The sequence below is a fragment of the Comamonas sediminis genome, assembly GCF_041107495.1.
Classification (GTDB): Bacteria; Pseudomonadota; Gammaproteobacteria; order Burkholderiales; family Burkholderiaceae_C; genus Comamonas; species Comamonas sediminis.
In genome coordinates, this window is record NZ_JBGBDC010000005.1 from 430,165 (window position 1) to 447,801 (window position 17,637).

16 protein-coding genes are annotated in these 17,637 nt (G+C 63.0%); 5 read left to right on the forward strand and 11 right to left on the reverse strand.

Annotated features, from left to right (window positions below; all coding sequences use genetic code 11):
• Positions 1-33 precede the first annotated feature (33 nt).
• On the forward strand, positions 34-1,749 hold the full coding sequence (locus AB7A72_RS14020) for an FAD-dependent oxidoreductase (protein WP_369460338.1): 1,716 nt from the start codon (positions 34-36) through the stop codon (positions 1,747-1,749).
• A gap of 58 nt (positions 1,750-1,807) precedes the next feature.
• Here the strand turns inward: AB7A72_RS14020 and AB7A72_RS14025 are convergent, their stop codons facing one another.
• Complete coding sequence (locus AB7A72_RS14025) at positions 1,808-2,791, reverse strand: Bug family tripartite tricarboxylate transporter substrate binding protein (protein ID WP_369460339.1); 984 nt, start codon at positions 2,789-2,791, stop codon at positions 1,808-1,810.
• Positions 2,792-3,027: 236 nt separating this feature from the next.
• Here AB7A72_RS14025 and AB7A72_RS14030 point away from each other — a divergent pair, with 236 nt between their 5' ends.
• The gene (locus tag AB7A72_RS14030; protein WP_312526350.1) at positions 3,028-3,813 is read left to right on the forward strand and encodes an enoyl-CoA hydratase/isomerase family protein; all 786 of its coding nucleotides are present in this window, start codon (positions 3,028-3,030) and stop codon (positions 3,811-3,813) included.
• A 40-nt stretch (positions 3,814-3,853) separates the two neighbouring features.
• Here AB7A72_RS14030 and AB7A72_RS14035 read toward each other — a convergent pair whose 3' ends face one another.
• The 7 genes from AB7A72_RS14035 to AB7A72_RS14065 form a co-directional block, all read right to left on the reverse strand.
• Positions 3,854-4,669: an amidohydrolase family protein gene (locus AB7A72_RS14035; RefSeq protein WP_369460340.1), complete on the reverse strand. Its 816-nt coding sequence runs from the start codon at positions 4,667-4,669 to the stop codon at positions 3,854-3,856.
• Complete coding sequence (locus tag AB7A72_RS14040) at positions 4,666-5,241, reverse strand: carboxymuconolactone decarboxylase family protein (protein ID WP_312834856.1); 576 nt, start codon at positions 5,239-5,241, stop codon at positions 4,666-4,668. Before AB7A72_RS14040 ends, AB7A72_RS14035 begins: the two co-directional genes overlap by 4 nt.
• A 76-nt stretch (positions 5,242-5,317) precedes the next feature.
• Positions 5,318-6,286: a LysR family transcriptional regulator gene (locus AB7A72_RS14045; protein WP_312806922.1), complete on the reverse strand. Its 969-nt coding sequence runs from the start codon at positions 6,284-6,286 to the stop codon at positions 5,318-5,320.
• 33 nt (positions 6,287-6,319) lie between these two features.
• On the reverse strand, positions 6,320-7,174 hold the full coding sequence (locus tag AB7A72_RS14050; protein WP_369460341.1) for an alpha/beta fold hydrolase: 855 nt from the start codon (positions 7,172-7,174) through the stop codon (positions 6,320-6,322).
• 4 nt (positions 7,175-7,178) lie between these two features.
• Positions 7,179-8,204 (reverse strand): Bug family tripartite tricarboxylate transporter substrate binding protein, encoded by a 1,026-nt coding sequence (locus AB7A72_RS14055; RefSeq protein ID WP_369460342.1) that lies wholly within the window; start codon positions 8,202-8,204, stop codon positions 7,179-7,181.
• 84 nt (positions 8,205-8,288) lie between these two features.
• The gene (locus AB7A72_RS14060) at positions 8,289-9,356 is read right to left on the reverse strand and encodes a mandelate racemase/muconate lactonizing enzyme family protein (RefSeq protein ID WP_369460343.1); all 1,068 of its coding nucleotides are present in this window, start codon (positions 9,354-9,356) and stop codon (positions 8,289-8,291) included.
• Positions 9,357-9,361: 5 nt separating this feature from the next.
• Positions 9,362-10,330, reverse strand: a complete 969-nt coding sequence (locus AB7A72_RS14065) for a Bug family tripartite tricarboxylate transporter substrate binding protein (RefSeq protein WP_369460344.1) — start codon at positions 10,328-10,330, stop codon at positions 9,362-9,364.
• A 175-nt stretch (positions 10,331-10,505) separates the two neighbouring features.
• On the opposite strand from AB7A72_RS14065, the gene AB7A72_RS14070 reads away from it, so the two are divergent.
• From AB7A72_RS14070 to AB7A72_RS14080, 3 genes are all read left to right on the forward strand, one after another.
• Positions 10,506-11,744, forward strand: a complete 1,239-nt coding sequence (locus AB7A72_RS14070; protein ID WP_312526332.1) for a CaiB/BaiF CoA transferase family protein — start codon at positions 10,506-10,508, stop codon at positions 11,742-11,744.
• 67 nt (positions 11,745-11,811) lie between these two features.
• Entirely contained in the window at positions 11,812-12,417 is a 606-nt protein-coding gene (locus AB7A72_RS14075; RefSeq protein WP_369460345.1) for a glutathione S-transferase family protein, read from the forward strand.
• Between the two features lie 147 nt (positions 12,418-12,564).
• Positions 12,565-13,302: a hypothetical protein gene (locus tag AB7A72_RS14080; RefSeq protein WP_369460346.1), complete on the forward strand. Its 738-nt coding sequence runs from the start codon at positions 12,565-12,567 to the stop codon at positions 13,300-13,302.
• A 735-nt stretch (positions 13,303-14,037) separates the two neighbouring features.
• Here the strand turns inward: AB7A72_RS14080 and AB7A72_RS14085 are convergent.
• The 3 genes from AB7A72_RS14085 to AB7A72_RS14095 are packed head-to-tail and all read right to left on the reverse strand — an operon-like array spanning position 14,038 to position 17,565.
• Complete coding sequence (locus AB7A72_RS14085; RefSeq protein WP_369460347.1) at positions 14,038-14,499, reverse strand: hypothetical protein; 462 nt, start codon at positions 14,497-14,499, stop codon at positions 14,038-14,040.
• A gap of 58 nt (positions 14,500-14,557) precedes the next feature.
• On the reverse strand, positions 14,558-14,953 hold the full coding sequence (locus tag AB7A72_RS14090; protein ID WP_369460348.1) for a hypothetical protein: 396 nt from the start codon (positions 14,951-14,953) through the stop codon (positions 14,558-14,560).
• 50 nt (positions 14,954-15,003) lie between these two features.
• Positions 15,004-17,565 carry an RHS repeat-associated core domain-containing protein gene (locus tag AB7A72_RS14095; RefSeq protein WP_407064982.1) on the reverse strand — a complete coding sequence of 854 codons (2,562 nt, stop codon included), beginning with the start codon at positions 17,563-17,565 and terminating at the stop codon, positions 15,004-15,006.
• Positions 17,566-17,637: the final 72 nt, after the last annotated feature.

The following is a 17,637-nucleotide window of genomic DNA, read 5'->3' on the forward strand; positions in this document are numbered from 1 at the left end:
CTGCCACCCTTGCCCACTGCGGACCGCCCAGTGATGCAGCGCCGCTCCGTCCTGAAAGGCGCCGCCGCGCTGGCTGGCAGCAGCGCGCTGGCCGGCTGCAAGCCCGCGCCACCCAGCACCAGTACCGCCCATATCCAAGGCGGCTTTGTGGGCCAGGCCTGGGAGCGCGGCCATGCGATGCGCGACCGCCTGGCGCAAGGCCTGCCGCTGCCCGCGCCCAGCCGCACCCACCGCGTGCAGGTGCTGATTGCAGGCGGCGGCATTGCCGCGCTATCGGCCGCCCGCGCGTTGCGCCTGGCAGGCACCAGCGATGTGGCCCTGCTGGAGCTGGAAGACCAGGCCGGCGGCAACAGCCGTGGCGGCACCGTGCAGGGCCTGCGTTGCCCCCTGGGCGCCCACTACCTGCCGGTGCCTGGTGACAACGCCCCCGAGGTGCAGGATCTGCTCGAAGAGCTGGGCGTGCGCCAGCGCGTGGCCGGCCGCTGGCAGTACCAGGACGAGTACCTGTGCTTCAGCCCGCAGGAGCGCCTTTTTATCCATGGCGAATGGCAGGAAGGCCTGCTGCCCACGCAGGAAGTGGCCGCCAGCACGCTGGCCCAGTACCAGCGCTTTGCCCAGCTGGTGGACCAGGCTATGCGCGCCCAGCCCTTCAGCATGCCAGCGATGCGCAGCTGGCAGGCCCCAGGCGGCCTGGCGCCCACCCACCAGGCGCTGGATGCGATCCGCTTTGACACCTGGCTGGCCCAGCAGCAGCTGGACGACCCGCACCTGCGCTGGTACCTGGACTATGCCTGCCAGGACGACTTTGGCGCCGGCTGCGCCCAGGTATCGGCCTGGGCCGGCCTGCACTACTTTGCCAGCCGCCACGGCTTTCAGGCGCCAGGCACGGCGGACGATGCGCATGACAGCGTGCTGACCTGGCCGCAAGGCAATGGCTGGCTCAGCGAGCAACTCGCGGCCCCGGTGCAGGCCGCCGGCTGGCTGCACCGCGGCCACACGGTGATGCGGATTGCCGAGACGCGCCAAGGTGTGGAGATCGACAGCTTCAACCACGCCAGCCAGCGCATGGAGCGCTGGCTGGCCGCGCACTGCATCGTCGCGCTGCCGACCTTTATCGCGGCCCATGTGGTGCAAGACCCGCCCGACTTTCTGCGCGCCGCCGTGCAGGCGCTGGACTGGGCACCCTGGCAGGTGACCAACGTCCACATCCGCGCGCCGCTGCGTGACCGCCCCGGCGCCGAACTGGCCTGGGACAATGTGCTGTACGACGATGTGGCCCACGGCGGCCTGGGCTATGTCAACGCCGGCCACCAGCGCCTGAATGCAATGCAGCAACTGCCCACCGTGCTGACCTGCTACCGCGCCTTGGGCGGCAACCAGCCCGGCGCCAGTGCCCGTGCCGCGCGCCAGCAACTGCTGGCCCAAACCTGGGAAGCCGCCCGCGACCAAACCCTGGCCACCCTGGCCCGCGCACATGCCGACATCTACGAAAAAACCACCCATGTCGAGGTCATGCGCTACGGCCACGCGATGGCCATCCCCCGCCCCGGCACCCAAACCGTGCTGAGCCGCATCGGCCAGCCCACCAGCACCGCCAAGCGCCCAGCGCTGATCAACGGCGAACGCCTCCAGGCCCTGCCGACCCCCAGCACCGGCCGCCTGCATTTTGCGCACAGTGACTGGTCGGGGTATTCGGTGTTTGAGGAGGCGTTTACGCGGGGGTTGTATGCGGGGGTGAGCGCCGGGTGATGGGCGTCTCAACCCAAGGGCCAGCGAGGTTCGCTGACCTGGCGCGCTGCGTTGCGGATCAATCCGCCTGGACGTTGGCCGACTTGACCACCGCCGCCCATTTCTTGCGGTCCTGGTCGATAACTTTGGCAAACGCCTGCGGGCTGCTGTGCAGCGGCTGGATACCGAAAGGCTTGAGTGAACTTTCCATCGACGGTTCACGCATCACCTCGACCAGCTTGCGGTTGAGGTAGGCCACGATCTCCGGCGAGGTCCCGGCCGGCGCCAGCACGCCCAACCACAGCGAGACGTCATAGTCCTTGAAGCCGGCCGTCTCGGCCATGGCCGGCACCTCGGGCATCGCTGGCATGCGCGCACGTGACGTTACTGCCAGCGGCCGCAGTTTGCCACTCCGGGTGTACTCGCCAAAGAGGGATGCGGTGTCGAACGTCATGTCGATGCGCCCGGCCAGCAGGTCGGGCAGCCCCGCCGAGCTGCCCTTGTAGGGAACATGCTGTATGTCCACCCCGGCGATCGATTTGAACAGCTCGCCCGACAGGTGGCTGCTGGTGCCGTTGCCCGCCGAGCTGAAGCTCAGCCCACCCGGTTTCTTGCGCGCCAGCGCCACCAGCTCGGCCACTGATTTTGCCGGCACCTGCGGATTCACCACCAGCAGGTTGGCGGTGACATGGGTCAGGCCCACCGGCGCAAAGCTGGTGGCTGGATCGTATTTGAGGTTGGGATAGAGGCTGGGATTGATGGTCAACACCCCCATCGTCGAGTACAGCAGCGTGTAGCCATCCTTGGGGGCGTTGGCCACGGCCTCGGCACCAATGCTGCCGCCCGCGCCGGCCCTGTTGTCCACGATCACCGGCTGGCCCAGCGCCTCTGCCAGCTTCTGCCCCATACCGCGTGCCATCTGGTCGGTGGCGCCGCCTGCCAGGAAAGGCACCACCAGACGGATGGGCTTGCTCGGGTAGCCACCCGGCCCCTCGCCCGCATGCACGGCGGTCATGGCGACGGCAGCCAGAGCGAGTCCAGCGATGAATTGCTTGCGTTGCATTTGATGTCTCTCCATTTTTTAGGTGCGGTAGGGCCACGGCGGACCAGCCCCGCTCCAAGTGTAGGCACTGCGCGGCGCTGTCCCAGCCAGGCTGCAGCAAGGCTGGCATGCATCCGGAGACATAGCGGGGGGGCCTGCCTGGCTCCAATGCGCATAACAGAAGTGATCCTGCAGAGCTGGCTGGCACCGGGGGCCCTTGGATAGACTGGTTCTTTGCCATCACCGAGAGAAGAGACATGAGCGACTGGAAAGAATTGACGCAGTTGAAGGTAGAGGTCGGCGACCATATTGCCGTGATGACGCTCGACAGCCCTCCGGTGAACGCGCTGACGCGCACGCTCAATGACGAGCTGACCTGGGCGCTGGACCGGGTCTCGGAAATGGACGAGGTCCGCGTTGTGGTGCTCACCGGGGCGGGCAAAGTGTTCTGCGCCGGCGCAGACCTCAAGGGCCGGGCCGATGTCATCAAAGGCCCCGGCGACCTGCTGGCGCACTCGCGGCGCACGCGCGAGTGTTTCCATGCGATCCGCGAATGCGCCAAGCCGGTGATCTGTGCGATCAATGGCGTGGCGCTCGGATCGGGCCTGGCGATGGCTGCGTCGTCCGACCTGCTGCTGTGCTCGGACAAGGCCTCGCTGGGTCTGCCCGAGGTGGATGTGGGCCTGCTCGGCGGCAGCCGCCATGCGATGCGGCTGTTCAACCATACCCAGCTGCGCCACATGATGCTGACGGGCTACCGCATGCCAGGCGCCGAGCTGTACCGGCTCGGCATCGTTCTGGCCTGCACCCCGCCTGAAGAACTGATGCCCACCGCGATGCAGCTGGCGGCCGTCATCGCCTCCAAGAGCCCGGTGTCGACACGCATGGGCAAGCACACCATGAATGTGGTCGAGGACATGAGCCTGCGCGATGGCTACCGCTATGAACAGGACATGACCGCGCAGATCGCCAAGACCGACGATGCCAAGGAAGCGCAGCTCGCGTTCAAGGAAAAGCGCGCCCCGGTGTTCACCGGGCGTTGAGCGCAGGCGGCGCGCATGGTGCGCGCGCTGCAACGCTCCGTCAGCCGTAGAGTCGCGCCGGATTGTCCTGCAGCACCTGGCGTGCCACTGCATCGCTCCCGCCCCACTGCTTGAAGGTGTCCAACAGCTGCCCGGCATCGGGCTCGGGCACTACGCGCAGATGCGGCCAATCGCTGCCCCAGACCAGTTGCTCGGGGTTGGCCTCCAGCAACCGGTCATGAAACGGCCGGGCGCGCTCCAGGTCCGCGTCACCCATGACGTTGCGGTAGGCGCAGAGCTTGACCCACACCTCGCCCTCCTCCAGCAAGGACAGCAGTTCGCGAAAGCCAGGCGCATCCACGCCAGCGGCGGCATCGAAACCGCCCATGTGGTCGATGACCACCGGCACCGGCAGCTGGCGCAGGCGCGGCGCAATATCGGGCAGCGCCTGGCTATCGGTCCACAGCTCGGCATGCAGTCCTTCGCTGGCCAAAGCGCCAGCCATGTCTTCCAGATCCTGCAATGACGCACTGCCGGCGAAGTTGCCGCCGGCGCTGCGTTGGCTGAAGCGCACCGCGCGCACGCCTTGGGCGCGCAGCCCGCGCAGGCGCTCCACCGCATGGGGGCGCAGCACGGCAACGCCGCGCAGCTGGGGCAAGGCGGCGAGCGTGTCCAGCAGCAAGCGGTGGTCTTCCCCATAAGCGCTGGGCTGCACCAGCACGCCGTGCGAGAGGCCCAGGCGCTGCAACAGCGCCAGATAGCCGGCCTGCAGGGCTTCGGGTGGCGTATAGCTGCGGTCCTCGTTCAGCGGATAGCGCGCGTAGGGCCCGAACAAGTGGGCGTGGCAGTCCCAGCCCCGGATGATCGCATCGCTCATGGCCTATCTCCCTGGTGTTGCGGCAAGGGGAAGGCCGGCTGCTGGCCTTCGGGCAGCGGAATCTCGTGGGCATTCAGCGTCATCGCCACCATGGTGTAGTAGCCGACCAGCGCCGTCAGCTCCACCACAGCGCGCTCGCCAAACACCCCCAGCGTCGCGGCGTAGGTTGCATCCGATACCGAGCGCTGCTGGTTGAGCTCCAGCGCGAACTGGTACACCAGCTGCTCCTCGGGCGCGCGGAACGGTGGCGGCGTCCGGGCCAGCAAGGCTTCGAGGATATCGGCCTCGATGCCGATCTTCTCCGACTCACGCCGGTGCGCATACCACTCGAACGGAGACTGGCAGGCACGGCCTGTCACCAGAATGGCGATCTCCGACTGCCGAGGCGTCAGGCTGGTGCGGTAACGCAGCAGCGCACCAAGGGCTTGCCAGCAGTCGGCCAACTCGGCGTTGTGCAGCGCCGCGCGCAGCGGGCCTTCGATCTTGCCGCGCGGGCCGGACACGACCTTGTCGTAGACCTGGCGTTGGGCGGGCGACATCTGCTCTGGGGCGGGTAGGGAAATGCGGGGCATGGGTCTCCTTCGTATGCTGGTCATCGATTTCACCATGCATGCCAGCCGGCTCACCCCCCGGCAGCCGGCAAAGCTGTTATGTCTGCAGCGTGGAGCGCCACATGCCGGCGTGCGCCTGTTCATCGACGATCTGCGCGATCTGCCGCGCCACGGCCGAGGCCGCGCGGCCCGGGCCCTTGTTGCGGGCAAAGACCATGGAGACGATGCGTTGCATCGGTGGATTGACGATGCGCGCAGCGCTGAGGCTGCCATCCTGCACCTCGTTCCAGACGGCATGGATCGGCAACACAGTGTAGAGCCGCTCCTGCGCTACCAGCGAGCGCATCAGCGGCAGCGAATCGGCTTCGATGACGGGCACCAGATTCATGTGCTCCTGGCGCGCCAGCGCGTCCAAGGTCGTGCGCAGGCCATTGGGCGCACTGGGCAAGATGAAGGGCAGATCGTGCAGCGCGGAAAAGGCCACTTCCGGCGCCGAGGTCAGCGCATCGCCTGCCGGACCAATCAGAAAGCTCTCCACGCTGGCCAGCGCCTGCTCCTGCTCGGGCACCGCATGGCTGTAGCGGTAGAGAATGGCGATGTCCACGCGCGCATCGGCCAGCCACTCCTCGACCTGGCCACTTGAGCCTTCGAGAATCTTCAGGTGGATGCCAGGAAACTGCGCCCGGATCTGCTGGAACAGCCGCCCCACGATGGGGCCGGAGATGGACGGCAGCGAGCCCACGGTGACACGCCCGGCGGGCTCGCGCGCCTCGCCACGGATCTCGACTTCCAGCTGCTCGGCATCCGCGAGCAGGTTCTTCACATGGGGGAAGATGCGTTCGCCCACATCGGACAGGGTCACGCCGCGCCCGGTGCGGTTGAACAGCCGCGCGCCGCAGTCGCGCTCCAGCGCATTCAATTGGCGGCTCAACAGGGATTGGTTGCTGTCAAGAAAGAGCGCGGCCCGCGTCAAGCTGCCCAGCTCGGCAATGGCCAAAAACGTGCGCCACTTGTGCAGGTTGGAGGCGATGTCGAGCTGGAGTGTGGTGGCTTTGGCGCTGCACATTGAATGGGAAAGAGGCATCAGGACGATGGCTGATTAAACCCCATGTGCTGCGCCTGCGCTGCGTCCGCCCCCCTCCGGCAGCAGGGCCATCCAGCGCGCGATGGCGCCGGCCACCGCAACGGGTTGCTCCACCACCAGCGCATGGCTGGCCTGGTCGATCACCTGCACTGCCACCTTCTGTGCACCCAGCAGCTCCTGCAGCTCGCCGCGGCTTTCCGGCGGGCGCCAGGGGTCCTGCGCGCCTTGCAGGTCCAGCACTGGGGCGTTGGCCACCGTCCACCAGCGGTCCTTGGGCGGCACCGTGCCTGCCGCGCGGTAGACCGCACGCAACTCGGGATGCCAGCCTTCGAGCCAGGCCGTGGGGTCGTTGCCCTGGGCAAAGAAGGCGCGCTGCAGATGGGTGATGCGCAGGGCAGCGGGCTGGCTGGCGTCCGATGCCAGGTCCAGCGATTCCGCCATGCCTGCCGGAAACACGCGCGCTGCAGCCCCCGCCACGACCACACCGCGCACGCATTGCGGGTGGTCCATGTCGGCGACGCGTGCGATGAAATGGCCAAACGCATGGCCGACCAGTACCGCGCTGCCGCAGCCCAGCGCCTGAACGGTGTCGATCACGTCTTGCGCAAGCCTGTGCAGCGTGAGCTGTTCGAGGGGCAGCGTGGTGCGCCCCATGCCACGGGGCTGGGGCCGCAGCACGCGGTGACCGAGCAGCGCCAGCTGCTGCGCCAGGGGGTCGAAGTCCAGCGAATCGCGCTGCGACGACGGCAGCAGCACGATGGCCGGGCCCGCACCGTTCTCGGGAGCGTCGATCACGACATCGATCTCGCCGGCACTGGTGCAGACCATCTCACGGCGGCGCCACACTGCCGCTGGGGTCATGGTGTGCATGGCGTCAATCCACCGTCGCACCGGACTGTTGGACGATGCTGCGCCACTTGGGGATCTCGCTGCGCACCAGCTGGGCGAACTCCTCCGGGCTGCTGGAGGTGGGCTCGATGCCCAGTTGCGTGAGCTGTTTGCGCAGCTCGGGCGCTGCCATGGCTCGCACCAGGGCGGCATTCAATTTGTCGATCACAACCCGGGGCGTACCGGCCGGCGCCACGACGCCCAGCCAGTTCGAGACGTCGTAGCCGGCCAGTCCCGACTCGGCCAGTGTCGGAATGTCGGGCAGCGAACTGAGCCGGGTACGCGATGTCACGGCCAGCGCGCGGGCCCGTCCACTGCGGATCTGTTCTTCGTAAACGGTGTAGGAGTCAAAGGTCATGTCGACCCGCCCCGCCAGCACATCGGTGAGCAGCGGCGCACTGCCCTTGTAGGGCACATGCACCATCTTCACCCCGGCAAGCTCGTCGAAGAGCGCACCCGACAGATGGCTGGAGCTGCCGTTGCCGGCCGAGCCGTAGGTCAGCACGCCGGGCTTGCTTTTTGCCAGCGCAATCAGCTCCTTGACCGTACGCGCCGGCACTGCTGCGCCTACCACCAGCACCCGCGGGGTGGTGTGCGTCAACGCCACCGGCGCGAAGTCCTTGACCGGGTCGTAGCGCAGCTTGGCATACAACGCCGGATTGATGGCCTGCGTGCCCATGGTGGCAAAAAACAGCGTGTAGCCATCGGCTGGCGCACGTGCCACCTGCTCTGCCGCAGTCACGCCACCAGCGCCACCCCGGTTGTCCACCACCACCTGCTGCCCCAGCTCGGTGCCCAGGCGCTGGGCCATACCGCGCGCCATCATGTCTGCAGCGCCACCAGCCGGGAAAGGCACGACCAGCCGCAGCGGCTTGTCGGGAAAGCCTTCAGCCCGGGCCAGCGAAGGCACAGCGGCGCACAGCACCGCCGCCGCCAGCGCCAGCAGCCAGGTGCGCCGGCCGGTGCCGGCTGCTGCGCATGCAGGTGCAGTCAGGTGGTGGGGAAATGTCATGGCGCCTGTCTCCTCGTTATTGAAATCCTGCCATCGCGTGATAGATGATCCGTCGTCTCGGGGGCGGAGGTCCGCCGCCCGGCCTCAGTGACGCCAGCCCACGCCGCAACCCGGCCCGTCGGGCAGCGCCAGGCTGCCGTTCTGCACGGGCAGTGCCGTGAACGGGTCGTCCTGCAGATGCAGATGCTCCGACAGCTCGCAGGCGTAAGGCAGCGCCTTCGGAATGCATGCCGCCTGCAGGGCCATGGACTGCATCAGCGCCGGCCCGAACGCGGCACCGATGCGGCAGGCCACCTGGCCGGCCTCGCAGATGCGCACGGCTTCGAGGAAGTGGCGCAGCCCGCCGAGATTGGTGACCTTGAGGTTGATCACATCCACCACGCGTTCGGACACCAGCCTGAACACATCGCGCACGCTCTGCGCGCTCTCGTCAGCCTCGATGGCCACCGGCAGCGTGCGCGTCAGCAGCGCCAGCCCGGCGATATCGGCCGCAGGCACGGGCTGCTCGATCAGCGCGATGTCATAGCGCTCCATTTTGGAGAACGCACTGATCAGCTGCTTGGCGTGGTACGACTGGTTGGGGTCGAGCGTCAGCGTCACATGGGGCCCCACTGCCGCGCGCACAGCGGCAATGCGCTGGATGTCGGTCACCGTATCGCCCGACAGCTTGAGCTTGAGCTGCGAATAGCCTTCGCCCGCCAGCCTGGCCGCGATGGCCGCCATGTCGTCTGGCGACTTGATCGGAAGAATGCGTGACAGCGCGGCGCCATTGCGCATCTTGCCACCCAGCAGCACATGTACCGGTACGCCCAGGCGGCGAGCCAACAGGTCATGCAGTGCCATGTCGACACCGGCCTTTACGGTGGGGTTGAAGGCCAGTGTGGCGTCGACCTCCTCCATGATGGCAGCGATGTCATCGGCGCGCCGGCCGATCAGCCGTGGCGCGAGGAATTCCAGCGCCGCCAGCGCGCCGGCGCCGTGTGTGGAGATCGCGGGAATCGCATGCACATAGCCAAGGCCGATATGACCGTCCTCGTCCTGCAGCTCCAGCACCGCCGCTTCAAGACGCGGCACCTGCGCGCGAGCAAACTTCCATTGCGGATCCGCCAGCCCCTGGATACAGGGCTTGACCAAGGCGTGGGTAATCTTCATCGCGATCAGTCCAGCGTGATCTTCGCGCTGCTGATCACGCCACGCCATTTATCAGACTCGGCCTGCATCAGGCTGCGGTACTCCGCTGGCGTCGAGGTGGCAGCGATCGCGCCCTGCTTGAGAAACCGCTCCTTCATCTCCGGCGAGTTGATGGCCGCCACGGCGGCTTCGCGCAGCTGGGTCTGCACGCCGGCAGGAATGCCCTTGGGCGCAATCAGCCCGTAGGTGGTCTCCATCAGCACATTGGGCAGCCCCAGCTCCACCGTGGTGGGGACATCCGGGAGCTGCGGCGCACGCGTCTTGCCCGCGACCGCCAGCACCACCAGATTGCCATTGGCGGCAAAGGGCAAGATGGGCAGCAGATCGACCATGGTCATCTGCACCTCGCCCGAGAGCACCGCGCTGATGGCTGGCGCCGCGCCCTTGTAGGGCACATGCACGATGGCTGCGCCCGTCTCTTGCTTGAACAGCTTAAAGCCGATATGCGGCGTGGTGCCCGCCCCTGCGGAGCTGTAGTTCAGGGTGTCGGGGGCAGCCTTGGCCTTGGCAATCAACTGCGCCAGCGAGGTGATGCCGGACTTGCGGTTCACCACGATCACGCTGGGGATGCGCGCCGCCAGCGTGAGAAACTCCAGATCGTCGAGCGAGTACGGTACTTTCGTCAGGTTGGGCATGCCGGCCAGCGGGCCCGGCGCGACCAGCGCAAATTGGTGGCCGTCCGCTGGCGACTTGGCGGTGGCATCGACGCCAATGGTGCCGCCCGCGCCTGCCCGGTTGTCGACCACCACCGGCTGGCCCAAAGAGGCTGCCATCTTGGTTCCGATCATGCGCGCGATGGCGTCGGTCGGGCCGCCAGCGGCATAGGGAACGATGAGCTTGAGCGGCTTGTTGGGCCAGTTGTCGGCCCATGCGTGGCCGCTTGCGAGCAAGGGGCCGATAGCCGCCAAGAGGCTGGTGAAAGTACGTCTATGCATGGTGGTTGTCTCCTTTTTCGCCAGTCTAGGCAGAGCCTTCCACCGAAGTAAGGCCCTTGCATCGCAAGCCTGTTATGTGCCTCGAAGCATCTCAGCCTTGCGCGCGCCCCGGCTAGGCGCCCTGCCAAGGCAGGCCTAAAGTCCAGGCATTGCATATCTGACTGGAGTCTTGCTGATGACCAATGCCAAAGTGGCTGCTGGCCCGTTGTCGCACCTGCGGGTGCTGGATCTGAGCCGTATTCTTGCGGCGCCCTGGGCCGGGCAGATCCTGGCCGATCTGGGAGCCACGGTCACCAAAGTGGAGCGACCGGGCGCCGGCGACGACACACGCTCCTGGGGCCCGCCCTTCCTCAAGGATGCCGATGGCAAGGACACCAAGGAGGCCGGCTACTACCTGGCGGTGAACCGCGGCAAGCGCTCGATCACCGTGAGCCTGGACACCGCAGAAGGCCAGCAGATCGTGCGCGACCTGGCCCTGCAGTCGGACATCGTGCTGGAGAACTACAAGGCCGGCACGCTCGCGCGCTATGGCCTGGACGAAGCCAGCCTGCGCAAGATCAATCCGCGACTCATCTACTGCTCGGTCACCGGGTTTGGACAGACCGGTCCGCGCCGCGACCAGCCCGCCTATGACTTCCTGATCCAGGCCATGGGCGGTCTGATGAGCGTGACAGGGGAGCGCGACGGCCAACCGGGTGGTGGCCCGCAAAAGGTCGGTGTGCCCATCGTCGACCTGATGACCGGCATGTATACCGCAGTGGCGGTGCTCGCGGCCGTGGCCCGCCGCGACCAAAACGGCGTGGGCGACTCCATCGACATCGCCATGCTCGATGTGCAGGTGGCGATGCTGGCCAACCAGGCCATGAACTACCTCGTGTCCGGCAAGACGCCCCGGCGCAACGGCAATGCGCACCCCAATATCCAGCCGCAGGATGTCTACGCCTGCGCCGATGGCGATGCCATCCTAGTGGTCGGCAACGACGGCCAGTTTGCCAAGTTGTGCGATGTGCTCGGCCACGCCGAGTGGGCCCAGGACGAGCGCTTTGCCACCAACGCCCAGCGCGTGCGCAACATCACGACCCTGTCGGCCATGCTGCGGCATGCGTTCTCTCAGCGCCCGCGCGCCGAGTTGATCGCTGCGCTCGACGGCGCGGGCGTGCCCTGTGGCGCCATCAACTCGGTGCCCGACGTGTTCGAAGACCCGCAGGTCCAGGCCCGTGGCATGCTCCAATATGTGCCGCATCCCAGCGGCGTGCAGGTGCCGCAGGTGGTGAGCCCGATGCGCTTCTCCGAGACCCCGCTGCAGCAGCAGGTGGCGCCGCCGCTGCTGGGTCAGCACTCGCGCCAGGTGCTGGAAGAGCTGGGCTATTCGGCCGAGCGTATCGAGGGGCTGCTGGCCAGCGGTGTGGTGTAGCCCCGCACTGGACAACACATGCGTACCAGCGCCGGTACGCTCCTTTGTTTTCTCTTCCTGGATTGCTATGCAACTGCACTGGTCCCCCAAATCTCCCTATGTCCGAAAAGTCATGATCTGCGCCCATGAGCTGCAGCTGACGCAGCAGCTGGAGCTGGTCCGCTCTGTGGCCGCGATGCTCAAGCCCAATGCCGTCCTGATGCAGGACAATCCGCTGTCCAAGATCCCGACACTGATCCTGGACGACGGCCGGACGCTGTTTGACTCGGTCGTCATCTGCGAATACCTGGACGGTCTGGCCAGCGGCTCGCTCTTCCCTCGGGAAGGCGACGCCCGCTGGGCGGCGCTGCGCTGGCATGCGCTGGGTGATGGCCTGCTCGATGCGCTGATTCTGTGGCGCAACGAACGCGAGCGCGCCGTGCCGCTGGCGGCCCTGTTGGCCGCATTCGAGCTCAAGACCCGCGCCAGCCTGGATCTGCTGGAGGGCGAGGTACCGGCACTGGAAGCGCGCGCCTTTGGCATCGGCCATCTGACCCTGGTCTGCGCGCTGGGCTACATCGATTACCGTTTCGACACGCTGGGCTGGCGCGAACAGGCACCGCAGTTGGCGGCATGGTTCGCGAAGATGCAACAACGCCCATCCGTGGTGGCTACCGAGCCGGTGGACGGCTGATCGCATCGCAGTGTGTGGAACTCCTTTTGTCTGAATCATCGCCAGGACGAAGGTCGTAGCAAACGGTTCATCGATGCGGCTGGGTCGATTCTCGGTTCAATGCCCCAAAATCCGAACGTAACGGCAATCTCACGGAGTGCTACTGCGATGGCCTACGCCAAGGAATTTTTTGATCTCCAGATCTATTTCGCCAGAAAGATCGCGGTACTGGCGAACCTGAAGCTGGAGACGGCCCTGCTCGACTACACGAATTTCTACGTCCGATTGGTGGGCGGTCGAGATTTCAATCCCCACCATCCCAGGTGGGTGGCCTACATTGCGGGTCTGAAAGACCATCCGGACCTTGGTGCATGGACCTACCATGTCTACACCCCACGCGCGCACCTTGATCGTCCCGACTCGGTGATTGCAACATTCGGCTGTTTTTCGTATGCGCTGGGGGAGCCGGGTCAGATCAGGCTTCATTTCCACAACGACGACCACAGCTTGCAGGGTCCGTTGAGCGACGAGCGTATGGAGTTGCGGCTATCGGAGCTCGCTGCACTCGTGGCCCATGTTCGCGCCAAGCTGCCATCAGTCAAGCAAATAGCGGGTGTCTCCTGGCTCTACCACTTGCCTGCCTACCAACGGCTTTTTCCTCCGCAATACACCACGCAGGCAATGGTGGCCAGCAACAGATTTCGCAACATGCCACTGTGGGGCCAGTTTTTGGACCGCCACGGCGATGTTCGAAAGAGCGTGGCGGCAGTGTTCCTGCAGCGGGTCGACAGTCAAACCAACTTGGACAACCTCGCGCAGTGCTTTCCACTGCAGCCACTGGCCACTTCCGCACCTGTCGACGTCTTTCACGATTTCTACCAATCGCAACTTGCCACCAGGCTTTAGTGCAGCCAACACAAGCTTTGCCAGGTGACCCCATGGGCACATCCAGGTCACACGCCCAAGCCTCTCTGTGGATCATCGCTTCACTGACAGAACCTCCGTTACTTGCGTTCCCCCACCCTTTATCACCTCTCCCAGATTTAGCCATGCACTAACCAGGGATCGCCATACTGCCCAGCGTTTTCAACTGCTATCGCGCGCTGTGCGGCAACCAGCCTGGTGCCAGCGCCTGCAACGCCCGCCAGCAACTGCTGGCCCTAAGCTGGGAGGCAGCACGCGACCAAACCCTGGCCACCCTGGCCCGCGCGCACGCCGACATCTACGAAAAACCACCCATGTCGAGGTCATGCGCTACGGCCACGCGATGCCATCCCCCGCCCCGGCACCCAGACCGTGCTGAGCCGCATCGGCCAGCCCAGCAGCAGCGCCAAGCGCCCAGCGCTGATCAACGGCGAACGCCTCCAGGCCCTGCCCACCCCAAGCACCGGCCGCCTGCATTTTGCGCACAGCGACTGGTCGGGGTATTCGGTGTTTGAGGAGGCGTTTACGCGGGGTTGTATGCGGGGGCGGGGGTGGGGTGATGGGTGCTTTGGAATCTGCGCCAAGATCGGGTTCGGGTTGGCGCAGGCGCTGAGAGAAGCAGCAAAACGACTGCTGGCATTCCATCTGTACATGCCTCTCGCCGCGTCGCAGAAAGCAGTGAACCCACCACCGCCAAATGCTACTGGTCGAACGAACTCATTCTGACGTCCGTTTGGTGGGTGTTTCAAAAATAGAAAATAGGCCTTTGAACTGAGCGCAGCCCTCTGTCCCTTTTCCCGGTTCCGGAAATCTGTAGACCCAAGCTACATCAACAACCCCAGCATCTGATTTCAGATCATTGAATCGCTTGTATAAAGATACTTCTTGCTGCATAGAAGTATTTGCCTTCAGCACAACAATCTCCGAGCGATGTCCAAAGGCATATATAGGCCTAATCTCTGTTTTCGCCTCTCTGTATTTCGCAGAATAGTTTATTCCGAAACCGAATACAGACCAAGGAAGAAAATCGTAGAGAATGTCCAAGTCTTGGGACGAAATGTTATCGATCGAGACGACTAACACATCGTTATTTTTTGGCTCAACGCTAACATGCACAGGGCACGCTTGAACCGATGCGCTTAAGCCAACCAGCATCCATAAAGATTTAATATCAATCACCTTTATCGTTAGCTCTCACATTTGCAGCATTAAAAATCCCACTTATGATTTGATAGTTTTATGCGGGAGGAGACTTGAGCACACCCTCGAAACGTCGGCAATGCTTTTCAAAAATCTCACTATTTGGAATAACGTATTCCCATGCAATTGAAACTCTATCAATAGAAATTCCAGAGTAATGCGAGGCCAAATAGCCAACATTTACCTCACTAGATATTGAAGATTTAGGACCTAATTTTAAAACCAACGTATTTCGTCCGACTCCATGCACCTGTTGAATTCGTTTGCCGTCAACCAACACATGGAATTCCACACCGCCAGACAAAAGCACCCACGGTAGGCGGTCGTATTGAATTTCATGAGGTTTACTCATATTATTCTTAAGACCCAACTCGACCCTTCCATTGCTTTTTTCAATTAAGAGCAATTCGACTGGGCAATCGCTTTTTGCCAAGGATGTTCCAGCATAACAAGCTATCGCAATGAATAAAATTCTCCTCATAATTACCCCCAATACGTTCCTTGTCGCACTTTGATTTTTAAATTTTCGTTCCTGATGATTTCATCTCTAATCCAGCCTTGGCAATATGCATCACACCCTTCGGAAACGGATGCTTTTAAACATGCAATTTGATTGTCAAGAGCACGAATTTCTGCATTTTTAGTGTAGTCAGCCATTTTGTATGACTTTCCATCCTCTCCATAGTATCCAACAGCCTTCCCATTTACACCATCACATATTTTAGGATCAAAGCTAATTGCATCCCGTCTGTGAGTATCCTCATGAACTCTTAAACATTTTTCAATTGCGGGACATTTGCTATAATCTTCACTAGGAATAATATACAATTCCAGTCGACCATCTTTGCAGTATATTGTATTAACATCGCCTGCAGGTGGAACTGGTATCAAACCCCATCCCCCGGCTGATAGCCCTTTATCATCAAAATATATTAAAGGATTGGCATTGCCATATTTGTAAAAATTAATACCACCGTTTAATTTTATAGGATCCCCCTGCAAATACCTGCCCACATTTTGCCGATAATTCCTATTAAAATTGTAGACGCTTTGCTTCTCTTCATCAAAATATTGCCCGGGGAATCGGAGATTGACTTGCGCGATACTTTCCACAGTTTGAGTGGCTCCAAACGCGTCATTGATCTTTTTCCACGTAACCGTGCCTGCCTTATCTGTCGCTATATCAGGCGTCCCCAGATGATCCGTATGCAGAAAGTGATAGCCGGTTTGGGAACTAGCTAAATCACTATTAACAGCCTCCGCCTGCCAAACCGGATCCGTACTCCACAACCCCTGCTGCCCCGCAACCGGATTGAATCCATAAGCCCGTTGCAGCTTGCCATCCTTGTCCAGCTCTCCCATCAGCGCCTGCTCGCTGTAGACAAAGTAGGTCACCTGCGTGGCCGCGTCTTTGGTCACGCTCTTGCTGATTCTGCGGCCGAACGGGTCGTAGCGGTAATGGGCTCGGGTGCCATCACTGCTCTCGTAGGTGATCAGCCGCTCGGCGGCGTTGTAGCGGTAGGTCTTGTTGTCCTGCCCACTCGTTTCCTGCTGGGTATGTCCCTGCGGGGTGTAGCTCACCTGGGTGTCTACCGCAGGGCTTGGGCTAAACGGCTCTTTTTGGGGATAGCGGACCATTTGGTTGTCGGCGTTATAGCTCCAGGCGCCCGGCTGGTGCGCGCTGCTGGTACGGTTGCCGACGGCGTCGTAGCCATAGTGTTCGCTGGGCAGGCCCAGGCCCTGCAGGCTTTGGTCGGGGGTCGCCTGGGTGAGGCGGTCCAGGTTGTCATAGCCATATTGGGTGGTGCCCAGGTCGCTGTCGATCTGGGTGATATTGCCGGCCTTGTCGTATTGGTAGGCTTTGCTGGCCAGGATCTCGTTGCTGCCGTTCTGGACCTGGATGCGGGTGGGGCGTTGCAGGGCATCCAGCGCCAAGGATTTGGCAGCGCCTGGGGTTTGGATGCTGGTAGGAACGTTCCACTGGTAGTTTTGGTAGCTGATCTCGCTGCTATTGGGTAGCGTGATGTGGGCGAGCTGCCCCTGGGTGTAGCTATAGGTTTGTTTACTGCCGTCGGGATAGGTGTGGCTTGCCAGTTGGCCGTCACTGTTAAAGCTTTGGCCTGTGGTGAAGCTAAAGCTTCCTGCTCCTTCTACCTTGCCATACGTTGTTTGGCTTTGTGCTGTGCGCCCTTGCGCATCGTGGCTGTAACTGGCGCTGCTGATAAGTTGGCCGTTGCCGTCTTGCTGCTCGTAGGCAGCCAGGCGCCCGTCGTTGTCGTACTGGTAGCTGGTTTTTTCATCAAGGGTGGTGCCGCCAAGCTGGTGTTGCGCCTCGGTCATTCGGCCGGCCGCGTCATAGCTATAGGCTCGTGTATTGCCTCCCGCATCGATGCGCAGGATTAGTTGGTGGGCCGCGTCGTAGCGGTAGGCAATGGCTCCGCCCATGGGGCGGGTTTCTTTGGTCTGCTGTCCTGATTTGTCGTACTCGAAACGGTGGGTGTTGCCATTGGCATCCGTCAGGCTGGTCAGCTGGTCAAAGGCATTCCAGCTTTGGCGGGTGGATTGCCCTGCCGGGTCCGTGCTCTCGCTCTTTCTGCCCAGCGCGTCGTACTCAACCAGCGTGGTCTTGCCTGCGGGATCGGTGCTCGCTACGGACTGGCCCAGCACATCATAGGTTTGGCTTTGTGTGCGAGTTTCGTTTCCCCCCAGGTGCTGCATGGTGACGGTCTGCCGCCCTTGCTGGTCGTACTGGTAAGTCTCTTTGTAGGTGGGGTATTGGGTTGCTATCAGCAGGCCTGCCTGCTCGGTGCCGTCTTGTCCATATTCGTAGCGGGTAGTATTGCCAGCAGGGTCCTTGGTGGCCTGGATGCGGCCTCTCTCGTCATAGGTGGTTTCTGTGACCAGGCCGCTTGGGCTGATGGACTGAATCGGCCAGCCATTGCTGTCATACACCGTCCTGCGGCCCGCGCCTTCGCTCTCACCAGGGGCCAGGATTTCAATCACCCGGCCTCTTTGGTCGTAGCGGGTGACTTGGGTGTTACCCATGGGGCTGATGACATGGGTGCGCCTGCCTCTCGCGTCATAGCGGATTTGGGTGGCGTGGCCTAGCGGGTTGGT